The 15,121-nt window shown below is 46.0% G+C and carries 10 protein-coding genes, 2 tRNA genes and 3 rRNA genes; 14 read left to right on the top strand and 1 reads right to left on the bottom strand.

The window, feature by feature from the left end:
• Window positions 1-4: 4 nt before the first annotated feature.
• The 10 genes from NEJAP_RS15705 to NEJAP_RS19560 all read left to right on the top strand — a co-directional run bounded on the left by NEJAP_RS15705 (window position 5) and on the right by NEJAP_RS19560 (window position 9,908).
• The gene (locus tag NEJAP_RS15705) at window positions 5-655 is read left to right on the top strand and encodes a YfgM family protein (RefSeq protein ID WP_201350671.1); all 651 of its coding nucleotides are present in this window, start codon (window positions 5-7) and stop codon (window positions 653-655) included.
• Window positions 656-658: 3 nt separating this feature from the next.
• The gene (gene bamB, locus NEJAP_RS15700; protein ID WP_201348115.1) at window positions 659-1,798 is read left to right on the top strand and encodes an outer membrane protein assembly factor BamB; all 1,140 of its coding nucleotides are present in this window, start codon (window positions 659-661) and stop codon (window positions 1,796-1,798) included.
• Window positions 1,799-1,869: 71 nt separating this feature from the next.
• A complete protein-coding gene (gene der / locus NEJAP_RS15695; RefSeq protein WP_201348114.1) occupies window positions 1,870-3,276 on the top strand; it encodes a ribosome biogenesis GTPase Der in 1,407 nt (468 codons plus the stop codon).
• Between the two features lie 608 nt (window positions 3,277-3,884).
• Window positions 3,885-5,427 (top strand): 16S ribosomal RNA (locus tag NEJAP_RS15690).
• 100 nt (window positions 5,428-5,527) lie between these two features.
• Window positions 5,528-5,604 (top strand) — tRNA-Ile (locus NEJAP_RS15685).
• 49 nt (window positions 5,605-5,653) lie between these two features.
• Window positions 5,654-5,729 (top strand) — tRNA-Ala (locus NEJAP_RS15680).
• Between the two features lie 192 nt (window positions 5,730-5,921).
• A 23S ribosomal RNA gene (locus tag NEJAP_RS15675) occupies window positions 5,922-8,813 on the top strand.
• A gap of 115 nt (window positions 8,814-8,928) precedes the next feature.
• Window positions 8,929-9,044: ribosomal RNA gene (gene rrf / locus NEJAP_RS15670) — 5S ribosomal RNA — on the top strand.
• The 16S, 23S and 5S rRNA genes sit together here with 2 tRNA genes alongside, the layout of an rRNA operon.
• A gap of 185 nt (window positions 9,045-9,229) precedes the next feature.
• Entirely contained in the window at window positions 9,230-9,484 is a 255-nt protein-coding gene (locus tag NEJAP_RS15665; RefSeq protein WP_201348113.1) for a succinate dehydrogenase assembly factor 2, read from the top strand.
• A complete protein-coding gene (locus tag NEJAP_RS19560) occupies window positions 9,468-9,908 on the top strand; it encodes a protein YgfX (protein WP_419197825.1) in 441 nt (146 codons plus the stop codon). Before NEJAP_RS15665 ends, NEJAP_RS19560 begins: the two co-directional genes overlap by 17 nt.
• On the opposite strand, the gene nadB is transcribed toward NEJAP_RS19560, so the two are convergent.
• Window positions 9,886-11,478, bottom strand: a complete 1,593-nt coding sequence (nadB, locus tag NEJAP_RS15660) for an L-aspartate oxidase (RefSeq protein ID WP_236590961.1) — start codon at window positions 11,476-11,478, stop codon at window positions 9,886-9,888. The two genes, NEJAP_RS19560 and nadB, sit on opposite strands and share 23 nt — an antisense overlap.
• A 238-nt stretch (window positions 11,479-11,716) precedes the next feature.
• Here nadB and rpoE point away from each other — a divergent pair, with 238 nt between their 5' ends.
• Genes rpoE through NEJAP_RS15640 form a run of 4 tightly spaced genes read left to right on the top strand, consistent with a single transcriptional unit; the run spans window position 11,717 to window position 15,078 of the window.
• Window positions 11,717-12,301, top strand: coding sequence for an RNA polymerase sigma factor RpoE (rpoE, locus tag NEJAP_RS15655; protein WP_201348112.1), 585 nt, complete (start codon window positions 11,717-11,719; stop codon window positions 12,299-12,301).
• Window positions 12,302-12,347: 46 nt separating this feature from the next.
• Window positions 12,348-13,205: a MucB/RseB C-terminal domain-containing protein gene (locus tag NEJAP_RS15650; RefSeq protein WP_201348111.1), complete on the top strand. Its 858-nt coding sequence runs from the start codon at window positions 12,348-12,350 to the stop codon at window positions 13,203-13,205.
• A gap of 2 nt (window positions 13,206-13,207) precedes the next feature.
• Window positions 13,208-13,669, top strand: coding sequence for a SoxR reducing system RseC family protein (locus NEJAP_RS15645; protein WP_201348110.1), 462 nt, complete (start codon window positions 13,208-13,210; stop codon window positions 13,667-13,669).
• A complete protein-coding gene (locus tag NEJAP_RS15640) occupies window positions 13,666-15,078 on the top strand; it encodes a DegQ family serine endoprotease (protein ID WP_201348109.1) in 1,413 nt (470 codons plus the stop codon). The genes NEJAP_RS15645 and NEJAP_RS15640 overlap by 4 nt, the downstream gene beginning before the upstream one ends.
• Window positions 15,079-15,121 lie beyond the last annotated feature (43 nt).

The raw sequence follows: 15,121 nt of genomic DNA, 5'->3' as shown, positions 1-15,121 counted from the left end.
TGAAATGCGAACAGAAGAAGAGCAAGTAGAAGCGCTAAAAGGGTGGTGGAAAGAAAACGGTAAGTCGCTTCTGTTCATGATTGCTCTTTCTTTGAGTGCTGTTTTTGCTTGGAAAACATGGCAGCAAAAGCAGCTTACTGATGCTGAGAATGCTTCTATAACATATCAGAATCTTTTAGATGCTGTTTCTGGGGCGGTTCGCTCTCAAGATGAGGGGCAAATTGCTACTAGCCAGCATCTTGCTCAGCAACTCAAAGCCGATTATGAAAAAACGGAGTATGCGAGATTTGCTGCTTTATTAGTTGCCAAAGTCGCTGTTGATCAAAAAGATTACTCGAAAGCGCTTGGTGAACTTGAATGGGTTTTGGTACATGAGCCAGGTCCAGAAATGCGTAATATTACATTGTTGCGTAAAGCACGAATTTATCAAGCAATGGGTGAGTTCGAAAAGGGATTGGACACAATCAAAGGGCTAAGTTCCAAAGAGTTTAGCGGTAGTGTTTATGAGCTTAAAGGAGACTTATTGCTTGCTAGTGGGAAAAGTTCTGGCGCACGTGATGCTTATCAGCAAGCACTGAAAGCATCAGAAAATGCTGGGAGCAATCCTTTGCTTAATATGAAACTTGAAGATTTAGCTGTGTCTGAAGAGGGATAAAACATGTTTCGTCGGATAGCTTTTGTGTCATTGGTTTCTCTTGCTTTGTCTGGTTGTGGCTTGTGGGGTGGTTCGGATGAAGTTGAGCCAAATAAGCTCGTAGACTTTGCTGCAGAAAAGAAGGTTGTTGTGCGCTGGTCTGCAGATATTGGTGGAGACTTGGGTGATAAGTTTCATCAATTAGTTCCGGCGATTAGCGGTGATTATATTTATGCTTCTTCAGCTGAAGGGGATATATCTTCTTTTAATGTAGAAACCGGAGCGCGACAGTGGTTTGTGGATCTGGATGTGCCCTTGCTTGCGGGTATTGGTGCTGGCGGTGATAAACTTGTTGTTGTAACTGAATCGGCTGAAGTAATTTGTTTGCATGCAAAAACGGGTGCTGAGTTGTGGCGAAAGCAGCTTTCAGCTGAAGTTGTTGCAGAGCCTCAGCTTAATAAAAAACTCGTTGTTGTGCAGTTGATTAACGGAAAGATCGTTGCTCTTGATGCATTAGAGGGAAGTGAAAGTTGGACTTACGATAGTCTTGCTCCACGTTTGACGCTGCGCGGCACTAGCTCTCCTTTGGTTGCATCAGATGTGACATTGGCTGGATTAGATAACGGTAAATTTATTGCCCTAGATAATGAAACGGGTGCGGTACTGTGGGAGCAAACCATTTCTTTAGCGCAGGGGCGTTCTGAACTAGAGAGAATGACCGATATCGATGGTCGTCCATTGTTGTTTGAAAATGTTGTTTATATCCCGGGTTTTCAAGGTAATGTCGTTGCTATTAACCCTTTTAATGCACAAACATTATGGGCTAAAAAGATGTCGAGCTACCATAGTCTTGCTGCGGGGTTTGGCAATATTTATGTGAGTGAGTCGGGCGACCATGTTCAAGCGCTTGATGCACGTAGTGCTGCGAGTGTATGGAAGCAAGATCAGTTAGAAAACCGTCAGATTACAGCGCCTGCTGTTATTGGGAATGCAGTGGCGGTAGGTGATGTTGAGGGATACGTACATTTTATCTCTCAAATCGATGGTCATTTTGTTGCGCGTTACGATACTGGCTCTCGTTTAGTGGGTGATATGAAGGTCAAAGGAGATACGCTTTATGCACTCACAGATGCGGGTCGTTTGTTAGCGCTGATACTGAATTGATCAGATGTTTTAATTCAAACAGTTACTTTGAAATTCAAGGTGGCTGCTATTTAATTTTTTGGTAATACTTAATGCTACCTGTTATTGCACTGGTTGGTCGTCCCAACGTTGGAAAGTCTACTTTATTTAACCGAATGACTAAGAGTCGGGATGCACTTGTTGCAGATATGCCAGGTGTGACCCGTGATCGTAAATACGGTGAGGGGCAGATCGGTGAGCAGGCATACATTGTTATTGATACCGGGGGGATTACCGGTGATGAACAAGGTATTGATCATGAAATGGCGCAGCAATCTTTGCAGGCTATTGAAGAAGCTGACGTAATTTTCTTTATGGTTGATGGTCGGGCAGGGTTGATGCCCGCAGACTCAATGATTGCTGAGCACTTACGAAGAACTGAAAAGAGAGTTTATCTGGTTGTTAATAAAACCGATGGGCTCGATCCTGATATTGCTATGTCTGATTTTCATACCGTCGGTATGGGAGAGCCTTTACCTATTGCTGCAGCACATAACCGTGGGGTCACAGTATTAACTGAAGAGTGCTTGTCGAGTTTTGAAGATGTCGATATGCCATTCGATGGCCGTGATGATAGTGTGCGTATAGCCATTGTAGGGCGACCTAATGTGGGTAAGTCAACATTGGTCAACCGTCTCTTGGGCGAAGACCGTGTTATTGTTTTCGATGAGGCAGGAACGACGCGTGATAGTATTTATATTCCCTATGAGCGTGATGGCCAGGCCTATACGCTGATTGACACGGCAGGTGTAAGGCGCAGGAAAAATATTAAAGAGGTAGTGGAAAAGTTCTCAATCATTAAAACATTGCAGGCTATAAAAGATGCCAATGTGGTTGTCTTGGTAATTGATGCGCGCCAAGGTTTAAGTGATCAGGATTTGCACATGCTTGGTTTTGTTCTGGAGACGGGGCGTGCTTTAGTGATAGCTCTCAATAAATGGGATGGTATGACTGATGAAGATAAGAAAGAAGTAAAAGAGCAAATTCACCGCCGACTTGGATTTGCTGAGTTTGCACGTTTTCACTTTATCTCGGCATTATACGGCAGTGGCGTAGGCGAGATGTATGCATCTATTAATGAGGCATATGAAAGTGCAATGGCTAAATGGGCGACGCATCGCTTAACTCTTTTGCTTGAGGATATTGTTGCGGATCACCAGCCTCCTCAAGTCGCTGGTCGTCGTATAAAGTTGCGTTATGCTCACCAAGGTGGCTCAAACCCGCCCATTATTGTTGTGCACGGTAATCGTACAGAGCATTTGCCTGAGTCTTATAAGCGCTATTTGAAAAATAAGTTTATAAAAGTGCTTCGCATACACGGGACGCCCGTGAGATTTGAGTTTAAAACAGGTGAAAATCCGTTTGCAGGAAAGCGTAACACTCTGACGCCAAGGCAGCAGAGAAAAAAAGTGCGTTTTCAAAAGCATGTAAAAGAAATAAAGAAAGGGCGTAAGAAATAATCTCGTTATTCTGATTAGAAGCTGCAGTCATAACGCTTGTTGAGATGAGGTTGCTTGGCAGCATTTATAATATGTATTCGCGGTAAAAAAAATCATAATAAAGGCGCCCTCGTGGCGTCTTTGTTGTTTTAGGGCTTTTATGACAAATAAATGACTTTTTTTAGGCTAGGGTGTTGACTCCTTTTGGGGTGTCTGTAGAATGCGCACCTCTTCCCAAGGATGCCGCCAAAAAGGCGGGTTGAGATGAGAAGATACTGGTTTTTAACGCTTTGATAATTAACATCTTTTCAAAGATTTCAGGTCAGTAGTTGGAGTCGAGCTTTGCAGCCAAATGAGTTTCAGAAAGTTGCAAAATAAAGGTTGACACCAGCGAGGCGTTCGGTAGAATATGCGCCTCACTTGAACGACACGTTCAAGCGCTCTTTAACAGATTGGTCAGATAATTCGTGTGGGCGCTTGTCAGGACGAAGCTACAAAAGCTTTATCAGGATAAGCAACCTAACGAACAGAATGAAACATACGTTTTATAAAGTTTTTTAGTTAGCAAAACCTGAGCTAGATTTAGGTAGTTGTTAATACTCCGGTATTGATAAATTACCAATGATTTTAAACTGAAGAGTTTGATCATGGCTCAGATTGAACGCTGGCGGCAGGCTTAACACATGCAAGTCGAGCGGTAACAGAGAGTAGCTTGCTACTTTGCTGACGAGCGGCGGACGGGTGAGTAACGCGTAGGAATCTGCCTGGTAGTGGGGGATAGCCCAGAGAAATTTGGATTAATACCGCATACGCCCTACGGGGGAAAGGAGGGGATCTTCGGACCTTTCGCTATCAGATGAGCCTGCGTGAGATTAGCTTGTTGGTGAGGTAAAGGCTCACCAAGGCGACGATCTCTAGCTGGTCTGAGAGGATGATCAGCCACACTGGGACTGAGACACGGCCCAGACTCCTACGGGAGGCAGCAGTGGGGAATATTGCACAATGGGGGAAACCCTGATGCAGCCATGCCGCGTGTGTGAAGAAGGCCTTCGGGTTGTAAAGCACTTTCAGTTGTGAGGAAAGGGTGTTACTTAATACGTAACATCTGTGACGTTAGCAACAGAAGAAGGACCGGCTAACTCCGTGCCAGCAGCCGCGGTAATACGGAGGGTCCGAGCGTTAATCGGAATTACTGGGCGTAAAGCGCGCGTAGGCGGCTTGGTCAGTCAGATGTGAAAGCCCCGGGCTCAACCTGGGAATTGCACCTGATACTGCCAAGCTAGAGTACAGAAGAGGGTGGTGGAATTTCCTGTGTAGCGGTGAAATGCGTAGATATAGGAAGGAACATCAGTGGCGAAGGCGGCCACCTGGTCTGATACTGACGCTGAGGTGCGAAAGCGTGGGGAGCAAACAGGATTAGATACCCTGGTAGTCCACGCCGTAAACGATGTCAACTAGCCGTTGGGGAACTTGATTCTTTAGTGGCGCAGCTAACGCGATAAGTTGACCGCCTGGGGAGTACGGTCGCAAGATTAAAACTCAAATGAATTGACGGGGGCCCGCACAAGCGGTGGAGCATGTGGTTTAATTCGAAGCAACGCGAAGAACCTTACCTACTCTTGACATCCAGAGAACTCGCTAGAGATAGCTTGGTGCCTTCGGGAACTCTGAGACAGGTGCTGCATGGCTGTCGTCAGCTCGTGTTGTGAAATGTTGGGTTAAGTCCCGTAACGAGCGCAACCCTTGTCCTTATTTGCCAGCACGTAATGGTGGGAACTCTAAGGAGACTGCCGGTGACAAACCGGAGGAAGGTGGGGACGACGTCAAGTCATCATGGCCCTTACGAGTAGGGCTACACACGTGCTACAATGGCCGGTACAGAGGGCTGCAAACCTGCGAAGGTAAGCTAATCTCACAAAACCGGTCGTAGTCCGGATCGGAGTCTGCAACTCGACTCCGTGAAGTCGGAATCGCTAGTAATCGTGGATCAGAATGCCACGGTGAATACGTTCCCGGGCCTTGTACACACCGCCCGTCACACCATGGGAGTGGATTGCACCAGAAGTAGATAGTCTAACCTTCGGGGGGACGTTTACCACGGTGTGGTTCATGACTGGGGTGAAGTCGTAACAAGGTAGCCGTAGGGGAACCTGCGGCTGGATCACCTCCTTAAACGATAAGCCGAGTTCTGGCACAGCGTTCACACGAATTATCTGACCGAAGTAAAGAGAGCAAACGAGTGACTTGGTGTCTGCCAAGTGACCGCTGCGATAGGCTTGTAGCTCAGCTGGTTAGAGCGCACCCCTGATAAGGGTGAGGTCGGTGGTTCAAGTCCACTCAGGCCTACCAATTTCACGATTGGTCAAGAAATCGATAGTGTGTCAATACTCACAATAATGGGGCTATAGCTCAGCTGGGAGAGCGCCTGCCTTGCACGCAGGAGGTCTGCGGTTCGATCCCGCATAGCTCCACCATTACTACAAAGTTTTAAATATTATATTTAAGAGAGTTTTATTATCTTTTGAGTGTAGCATTTAAAGCTTTTTGCTTTAAACGCTCTTTAACAATGTGGATTTGATGAAAGAAAGTCTTGTTTAAACACAAGCGCCAAAAGTAATTTTATCGTTACGAGAACATGTTTCTTGCCAGACGCCTTCGGGTTATATGGTCAAGTGACAAAGCGTGCACGGTGGATGCCTTGGCAGTCAGAGGCGATGAAAGACGTTGTAACCTGCGATAAGGTGAGGGGAGCTGGTAAACAAGCTTTGATCCTCACATTTCTGAATGGGGAAACCCACTCTATTTATAGAGTATCTTTACACTGAATACATAGGTGTTTAGAGGCGAACCCGGGGAACTGAAACATCTAAGTACCCGGAGGAAAAGAAATCAACCGAGATTCCCTAAGTAGCGGCGAGCGAACGGGGAACAGCCCTTAAGTTGAGATGTGGTTAGCAGAACACACTGGAAAGTGTGGCCGTAGTGGGTGATAGCCCCGTATGCGAAAACCTATTTTCAATGAAATCGAGTAGGACGGGACACGTGATATCCTGTCTGAATATGGGGGGACCATCCTCCAAGGCTAAATACTCCTGACTGACCGATAGTGAACCAGTACCGTGAGGGAAAGGCGAAAAGAACCCCTGTGAGGGGAGTGAAATAGATCCTGAAACCGTGTACGTACAAGCAGTGGGAGCGGTCCTTGAGACCGTGACTGCGTACCTTTTGTATAATGGGTCAGCGACTTAATTTCAGTAGCAAGCTTAACCGTTTAGGGGAGGCGTAGGGAAACCGAGTCTTAATAGGGCGTATAGTTGCTGGGATTAGACCCGAAACCGAGCGATCTATCCATGGGCAGGTTGAAGGTTGAGTAACATCAACTGGAGGACCGAACCGACTGTCGTTGAAAAGCCAGCGGATGACCTGTGGATCGGAGTGAAAGGCTAATCAAGCTCGGAGATAGCTGGTTCTCCTCGAAAGCTATTTAGGTAGCGCCTCGTGTCTCACCATTGGGGGTAGAGCACTGTTTCGGCTAGGGGGTCATCCCGACTTACCAACCCGATGCAAACTCCGAATACCAATGAGTGCAATCACGGGAGACACACGGCGGGTGCTAACGTCCGTCGTGAAAAGGGAAACAACCCAGACCGCCAGCTAAGGTCCCAAAGTTCTAGTTAAGTGGGAAACGATGTGGGAAGGCTTAGACAGCTAGGAGGTTGGCTTAGAAGCAGCCACCCTTTAAAGAAAGCGTAATAGCTCACTAGTCGAGTCGGCCTGCGCGGAAGATATAACGGGGCTAAAACTAGACACCGAAGCTGCGGATGCCATTTATGGCATGGTAGAGGAGCGTTCTGTAAGCCGTTGAAGCGGAAGCCGGGAGGCACCGTGGAGGTATCAGAAGTGCGAATGCTGACATGAGTAACGATAAGGGAGGTGAAAAACCTCCCCGCCGGAAGACCAAGGGTTCCTGTCCAACGCTATTCGAGGCAGGGTGAGTCGGCCCCTAAGGCGAGGCAGAGATGCGTAGTCGATGGGAAACGGGTTAATATTCCCGTACTGGTTATAACTGCGATGGAGGGACGGAGAAGGCTAGGCAAGCGCGGCGTTGGTTGTCCGCGTTTAAGGTAGTAGGTTTAGAGCTTAGGTAAATCCGGGCTCTTATAAGACTGAGAACCGATGACGAGGTCCCTTGAGGACTGAAGTTGTTGATGCCATGCTTCCAGGAAAAGCTTCTAAGCTTCAGGTTATAACGAACCGTACCCCAAACCGACACAGGTGGTCAGGTAGAGAATACTAAGGCGCATGAGAGAACTCGGGTGAAGGAACTAGGCAAAATGGTGCCGTAACTTCGGGAGAAGGCACGCTGCTGGCGGTGATGAGCTTTACGCTCTAAGCTGCTGGCAGTCGAAGATACCAGGTGGCTGCGACTGTTTATTAAAAACATAGCACTCTGCAAACACGAAAGTGGACGTATAGGGTGTGACGCCTGCCCGGTGCCGGAAGGTTAATTGATGGGGTTAGCTTCGGCGAAGCTCTTGATCGAAGCCCCGGTAAACGGCGGCCGTAACTATAACGGTCCTAAGGTAGCGAAATTCCTTGTCGGGTAAGTTCCGACCTGCACGAATGGCGTAACGATGGCCACACTGTCTCCACCCGAGACTCAGTGAAATTGAAATCGCTGTGAAGATGCAGCGTACCCGCGGCTAGACGGAAAGACCCCGTGAACCTTTACTATAGCTTCACAGTGGACTTTGACATTACTTGTGTAGGATAGCTGGGAGGCTTTGAAGCATGGTCGCTAGATCGTGTGGAGCCAATCTTGAAATACCAGCCTGGTACTGTTGAGGTTCTAACTCTGTTCCCTAATCGGGATCGAGGACATTGTGTGGTGGGTAGTTTGACTGGGGCGGTCTCCTCCCAAAGAGTAACGGAGGAGCACGAAGGTACCCTCAGCATGGTCGGAAATCATGCATTGAGTGCAAGCGCATAAGGGTGCTTAACTGCGAGACAGACACGTCGAGCAGGTACGAAAGTAGGTGCTAGTGATCCGGTGGTTCTGTATGGAAGGGCCATCGCTCAACGGATAAAAGGTACTCCGGGGATAACAGGCTGATTCCTCCCAAGAGTTCACATCGACGGGGGAGTTTGGCACCTCGATGTCGGCTCATCACATCCTGGGGCTGAAGCCGGTCCCAAGGGTATGGCTGTTCGCCATTTAAAGTGGTACGCGAGCTGGGTTTAGAACGTCGTGAGACAGTTCGGTCCCTATCTGCCGTGGGCGTTTGAGATTTGAGAAGAGTTGCTCCTAGTACGAGAGGACCGGAGTGAACGAACCTCTGGTGTTCCGGTTGTCACGCCAGTGGCATTGCCGGGTAGCTACGTTCGGACGGGATAACCGCTGAAAGCATCTAAGCGGGAAGCCCCCTTCAAGATGAGATCTCGCTGGGAACTTGATTCCCCTAAAGAGCCGTTTAAGACTAAGACGTTGATAGGCTGGGTGTGGAAGCGCTGCGAGGCGTTGAGCTAACCAGTACTAATTGCTCGTGAGGCTTGACCATATAACGCCAAAGGCGTGTGGGAAGCATGTAGTAAAGATAAGATTACAGAGTAGTGCTTGTGAATAGACCAAGACAAAGAAAAGCCTTCATCAAATCCATGTTGTGACAGTTTATGCTTGGCGACCATAGCGAAATGGAACCACCTGATCCCATCCCGAACTCAGAAGTGAAACGTTTTAGCGCCGATGGTAGTGTGGGGTCTCCCCATGTGAGAGTAGGTCATCGCCAAGCTTTTAATAGAGAACCCTGATCACTTCGTGATCAGGGTTTTTTTATGCCTGCGATTTAAGGAGGCTAAGATAGGTTTAATCGGGAATGTGTGATCAGAAAATTGTAGAAAATGACGAAACGGACTATTTAAGTACTTTATATTGGTGTTAAATAGCCACACCCTAAATAGATAGATTTGAGTTGATATGTATTCTGAAGAAGATATTCGCCGCTTAGCCTGGCAAAGCCGTCGCGGTATGTTGGAGCTTGATGTTTTATTTGTACCGTTTGTTAAAGATGCATTCCGAGGTCTATCTGAAGAAGACAAAGATCATTTTGTAAGGTTGTTGGCCTGCGAGGATCAAGATCTATTTTTATGGTTAATGGAAAGAGAGGTGCCAGAAGATCCTGATTTGCACCGAATCGTACGCATTATTTTAGATCGTGTTCAGCCCTCTTAGTCTAGATATAACGCCATCACGAAACTTCTATTTTTTTTGTGGTTTCTGCAGTGTGGTTGCATTGCTTGCTGTACTCTACTCAGGTGCTAGAGGGTTGCTGCAAGTTTCTGTGCTTGCCCTCTGGGCTGCTTTAACGTTATCTCTGTTATTTCACTCGGTATCTGTTCTGCGAGTAGTTTGGGATTTGGATCGCTCTGTGATGAAGTTGTTGTGTAAAAGCAGGGGTTGGGTAGCGGGTGAACAAATAGAACAAGTTCACCTGCTTCCGGGGTTATGCTTCTTTAAAGTAAAACCTGTATCTGGAAAGTCTATATATGTATGCGTTTTTCCAGACTCAGTATCGAGCGGAGAATATAGGCGTTTGAGAGTCGCACTGCGTTTAGGGAAGATGTCCTTAAACGCTACTGAGGCCATTCAAAATTGATGGGCGTAAGTATAGTGTCTCGTGCTTCGGGTCCTTGTTTCGGGTAGTCCAAAGTGTAATGTAATCCACGGCTTTCTTTGCGAAGCGCAGCAGAGCGTATAATCAAATCAGAAACGGATGCTAGATTACGTAGTTCTAATAGGTCTTTACTGATTTTATAATTTGAATAGTATTCAGTAATTTCCTGTTGTAATAGGTCGACGCGGTGTTTAGCTCTGCGGAGTCTTTTGTTTGTTCTGACTATTCCTACATAATCCCACATGAAGCGCCTGAGTTCGTCCCAATTGTGAGAAATAATAACATCTTCATCTGAATCGGTTACTTGGGATTCATCCCAGTCAGGAACATCTACGGTATCAAGTTTTTCTTCAAACCTTGCTAGTATGTCATTAGCGGCTGATTCAGCAAAAACTAAGCATTCAAGTAATGAGTTTGATGCTAATCTATTAGCCCCGTGTAAACCGGTAAAAGACGTTTCTCCAATAGCGTAAAGTGCATTTAAGTCCGTATGTCCCTGTTGGTTGGTCATTACGCCTCCGCATGTATAATGAGCGGCGGGTACTACAGGGATAGGGTCTTTGGATATATCAATGCCTAATTTTAAACAACGGTCATAAATCGTGGGGAAATGCTCAAGAATAAAAGCTTGAGGTTTATGGGATATATCAAGGTACAAACAATCTGATCCGAGGCGTTTCATTTCATGATCAATTGCTCTGGCTACGATATCGCGCGGCGCTAGTTCTGCCCGTTCGTCGAACTGCTCCATAAAGGGAGTTCCGTCAGGCAGTAACAGTTTTCCTCCTTCCCCGCGAACGGCTTCGGTAATGAGGAAAGATTTCGCTTGGGGGTGGTATAAGCAAGTAGGATGGAATTGGTTGAATTCCATATTGGCAACTCGACAGCCTGAGCGCCAAGCCATCGCTATTCCATCCCCGCTAGAACCATCAGAATTACTGGTATATAAGTAAGCTTTGGATGCCCCCCCTGTCGCTAAAACAACATATTTTGCTTTGAATACATTGACATGCCCCGTAGACGAATCGAGAACATAGGCGCCTAAGCAGCGGTTGTGTGCATGTTTTAATTTACGTCTGGTAATTAAATCTACTGCAGTACAGTACTCAAATAGGTGAATTGATTCGTGTTCCTGAGCTCGCTTGACGAGTGTTTCTTGCACCGCTCTTCCTGTTGCATCAGCCGCATGAATTATTCGTCTGTGAGAGTGCCCTCCCTCTTTTGTTAGGTGGTAGCTTGGACCATCTCGTGTGAAAGGGACACCTTGGTTGATTAGCCACTCGATGGATCGCTTGCCGTTTTTGACAGTGAACTCAACGGCATCATTGTGGCTTAAGTGGGCTCCGGCCGTAAGAGTGTCAGAGACATGGTCTTGGATAAGGTCGCTCTCATCGAGAACTGCGGCTATACCACCTTGTGCTAACCATGTAGACCCGCTCGTTAAGCTACCTTTGCTAAGTACGGCTACTTTGGCTGTATCTGCTAAGCGTAAAGCTAAAGATAAACCTGCAGCGCCACTTCCTATTATTAGGACATCAAATTCTTGTTGCATGCTAATCACATTTATACCGATTCATCGAGCAGCCTATTATGCAGCTTTCTTTATGAATTCGTCATATATTTTATCTGCTGTTTTTTAATGAACTTTTCAAAAGCTGCTAAGTCTTATTGTTGAACGTTTAAAGTGTCATTAGGTTGCATTTAAATAGTATCCAGTTACATACTGAGCTGTTTCTAGTGTCCGTAGTTTTCGGGTAGGTTTTTGTTCTTATTGGTGATAAGGATTTGTAGTGTCGAGTGAAAGCCAGACGGATATTGACCAGCAGCTTGTGGAGAGAGTTCAGGCAGGAGATAAGCGTGCCTTTGATCTTTTGGTTGGTAAATATCAACATAAAATAATTGGCTTAGTGAGTCGGTATGTTTACGACCATCACGAGGCTATGGATATAGCACAAGAAGCTTTTATTAAAGCTTATCGTGCGTTGCCGCGCTTCAGAGGCGACAGTGCTTTTTATACATGGCTGTACAGAATTGCCATCAATACTGCAAAAAATCATTTGGTTTCTAGAAGCCGGCGGACACCTGATGTGGATGTGGATGTTGCTGATGCAGAATATTTTGATGGTGGTGATGAATTAAGGGAACTTGAGAACCCTGAAAACAGTCTATTTAGAGACGAGTTAGAGTCTGTCCTTAAAAAAGCGTTGGATCAGTTGCCTCAAGATTTACGTGCAGCGTTAACATTGCGTGAGTTTGACGGTATGAGCTACGAAGATATTGCAGCTGTGATGGATTGTCCTGTGGGGACCGTTCGGTCTCGTATCTTTAGAGCAAGAGAAGCAATTGATAAAGAGATAGCGCCACTGATGGATTGATGTGTCGGGTGCTTATACATGATGTTCAAATGATGAGGGTAATAAAATGAGCGATGAGTCTTGCGAGTCGCTTTCGGCGGCAATGGATGGCGAAGTATCGTCTTTTGAATTACGTCGGATGCTGGCCCGAATCCAGGATGGGCAAAACCCTACCAATGGGCCCTCTGTGGATAAATGGCAGCGTTACCATCTTGCACAGCAAGTGATGCATGGTGGAAAAGTCTTTCAAGAAACTATCAATGTTGATTTAGTTTCAAGAGTGAGTGCTGCATTAGATGGTGAAGACCTTCAGCTAGATTTGGACGTCCCGGAAGTTGAAGAACATAGTGTATCTCATGCTTGGTGGAAACCTGTTGCTAGTATGGCAATGGCAGCGTCAGTGACGGCGGTGGTTATTTTAGGCGGGCAGCAATTTATGCCGGATGGTACGGTGGATACTTCGTTGCGACAGGCCTACACCATTCCTAGCATGCAGGCTTCAAAGGATTTTGTTAGGGCTCAATATAGTAGTAATTACCCTAGACAGCAAAGTGCGGCGGTTGATGGTGGTGAGCCGGAAGTTATCAGGCTTTCGCAAGGGCTTAACCGTTATATTGACCAGCACCGTCATCTGTTGAGTTCAAGCCAGCCTGCATGGCAAACACATTGGTTGCCAGAAGGTTTTGCGCAAGTACGCCATGAAGTTATGCCTCATGCAGAAGTGATGGTTTTTTCTGATGGAAAACATTCAGTGTCGATTAGTGTTGAACCGCTTGGGCGTCAAAGTGTGCCGGCAGGTGTTGTACAAGCAAATAACATTGTCGCTGTAGGGCGAGTAAAGGCGGATGGTTTTATTACTGTAGTAGGAGATGTTCCGCTGATGATAGCAGATCGTATTGCTGAATCAGTGAAAGCTGTACGGTAATTATGATTGAAGAGAATGCAACGGTTGTAAGCACAACCGCAGGTCGGGTATTAATAGAGTCTTTTCGGAGCTCGGCTTGTGGGCAGTGCCAAGCTCGACATAGTTGCGGTCAAAAAGCTATTTCAGAGTGGGCATCTTCTAAGATGACACAATTAGAAATAGATAACCCTCATGGTCTTGATGTAGGTATTGGCGATAAGGTTGTTGTCGGAATTGATGAAGGTAGCTTTTTGAAAGCGTCAGCTTTAATGTATTTATTACCGTTGGTTGTGATGCTGCTATTGGGAGGCTTGGCGAATCGTTGGATCGGCACGGAGGTCTCGACCATAATTTTTTCATTCGTAGGACTTGTTGTTGGTTTTATAGGAGCTCGCCTGTTGGGTCGACAGCTTGAAAAAAGTTGCCAGTATAAGCCTGTTTTACTTCGAATATTGCTTAATGATACAAGGGTAGTAGAGTCATGAAACGTTTTGTGATTGCGTCTTTCTTTTTTTTGTCGCTCGTTATAATGCCTGTACAGGCTGAGTTACCTGACTTTAAAAATTTGGTAAAGAAGGCTGCTCCAGCAGTCGTTAATATCAGCACTATTCAAAAAAGGTCACGACAAGGGGGGCCTAGCTTTGATTTTCAGGGGCCTAATGGCGAAGAAATTCCTGAAATATTTCGTCACTTTTTTCGCTTTCCAAACCCAAATCAAGCACCTGACTCACCTTCTCAAAAAGCGCCTCAATCCTTGGGCTCTGGTTTTATTATCAGTACCGATGGATATATATTGACAAATCACCACGTGATTAAAGGAGCTGATCAAGTTCTTGTTAGGCTTAACGATCGTCGTGAGCTAGAAGCTGAGGTTGTTGGATCTGATGAGCGCTCTGATGTGGCTCTTTTGAAAATTGACGCAAAAAACCTACCTGTTGCTAAGTTTGGAGACTCCTCAAAACTGGAAGCAGGAGAGTGGGTGTTGGCTATTGGTTCTCCATTTGGCTTTGATCATACTGTTACAGCCGGAATAGTAAGCGCGACAGGTCGGGCATTAGAAAACGAGACCTATGTACCATTTATTCAAACTGATGTTGCAATTAACCCGGGTAATTCAGGTGGGCCCTTGTTTAACCTGGATGGTGAAGTCGTGGGTATTAACTCACAGATATATACACGTTCTGGTGGGTTTATGGGGCTGTCTTTTGCTATTCCAATTGATGTTGCGATGAATGTTTCAACGCAGTTAAAGTCAGACGGTTTTGTTACAAGAGGTTGGTTAGGTGTTGTGATTCAAGAAGTTAACAAAGATTTGGCTGAATCTTTTGGCTTAGATAAACCCGCAGGGGCATTAGTGGCTAAAGTACTACCCGGCAGCCCCGCTGAAGCGGCTGGTTTACAGGATGGCGATATTATTCTGAAATTTAACGGCAAAGTGATTAACTTATCTTCTGACCTGCCTCATCAGGTGGGAAGGGTTGTGCCAGGAAGTAATGTTAAACTGGGCATTATCAGGGCTGGTAAGAGTAAAACGATACCTACAAAAATTGGTACTTTGTCTGATGGCGAAGCCCCGTTAAAAGCTTCTAACCGTATTTCTTCTGAACCAGAAAGTAACCGTTTAAATGTGGTCGTAACTGAGCTAACCGAACAGCAAAAAAATAAGTGGAATATTCGAAATGGTATTGCCATAGATAAGGTTTTGAACGGGGCAGGTGCTAACGCAGGGCTTGTTGCTGGTGATATTATTACCATTTTAAATGGTAAGCGTGTTGAGTCAGTCAAACATTTCGTTTCATTAGTAAATGATTTGCCCGAAGGGCGCTCTGTTCCCATGAGAATAGTTCGTAGAGGTAGCCCTTTATTTATACCTCTTAAGCTGGGCAAGCACTGAAGAAAAATAAATTCACTATAAAACACCCCGTATGGGGTGTTTT

Source organism: Neptunomonas japonica JAMM 1380 (assembly GCF_016592555.1).
Taxonomy (GTDB): domain Bacteria; phylum Pseudomonadota; class Gammaproteobacteria; order Pseudomonadales; family Balneatricaceae; genus Neptunomonas; species Neptunomonas japonica_A.
The sequence above is the reverse complement of the archived record's forward strand: the minus strand, read 5'-3'. Positions and strand labels throughout refer to the sequence as shown.

Coding starts and splice junctions, on each gene's coding strand:
- NEJAP_RS15705 (WP_201350671.1), top strand. CDS start 5: ATGCGAACAGAAGAAGAGCAAGTAGAAGCGCTAAAAGGGTGGTGGAAA.
- bamB (WP_201348115.1), top strand. CDS start 659: ATGTTTCGTCGGATAGCTTTTGTGTCATTGGTTTCTCTTGCTTTGTCT.
- der (WP_201348114.1), top strand. CDS start 1,870: ATGCTACCTGTTATTGCACTGGTTGGTCGTCCCAACGTTGGAAAGTCT.
- NEJAP_RS15665 (WP_201348113.1), top strand. CDS start 9,230: ATGTATTCTGAAGAAGATATTCGCCGCTTAGCCTGGCAAAGCCGTCGC.
- nadB (WP_236590961.1), bottom strand. CDS start 11,478: ATGCAACAAGAATTTGATGTCCTAATAATAGGAAGTGGCGCTGCAGGT.
- NEJAP_RS15650 (WP_201348111.1), top strand. CDS start 12,348: ATGAGCGATGAGTCTTGCGAGTCGCTTTCGGCGGCAATGGATGGCGAA.
- NEJAP_RS15645 (WP_201348110.1), top strand. CDS start 13,208: ATGATTGAAGAGAATGCAACGGTTGTAAGCACAACCGCAGGTCGGGTA.
- NEJAP_RS15640 (WP_201348109.1), top strand. CDS start 13,666: ATGAAACGTTTTGTGATTGCGTCTTTCTTTTTTTTGTCGCTCGTTATA.